The 280-nt window shown below is 56.1% G+C and carries 1 pseudogene; it reads left to right on the top strand.

Going from position 1 to position 280, the window contains the following annotated elements:
• A pseudogene (locus tag SB772_RS40165) lies at positions 1-280 on the top strand (hypothetical protein); the annotation flags it as partial.

Below are 280 nucleotides of genomic sequence, written 5' to 3'. Positions count from 1 at the left end.
CGGCGAGCTGGATTTTGGTCACTACGATACTGGCGTGACGCTGGCTGCGGGTTTTCTGGCCCTGATCCTTGCGCCAGAGTTTTTCCAGCCATTACGCGATCTCGGTACGTTTTATCATGCTAAAGCCCAGGCTGTTGGTGCAGCTGACAGTCTGAAAACGTTTATGGAAACCCCGCTCGCCCATCCGCAGCGCGGTGAGGCGGAATTAGCATTGACCGATCCGCTGACCATTGAGGCCGAGGATCTGTTTATCACGTCGCCGGAAGGTAAAACGCTGGCC

The organism is Paraburkholderia sp. SIMBA_030 (assembly GCF_046535245.1).
Lineage (GTDB): Bacteria > Pseudomonadota > Gammaproteobacteria > Burkholderiales > Burkholderiaceae > Paraburkholderia.
This window is presented reverse-complemented; position numbering and strand designations above follow the sequence as displayed.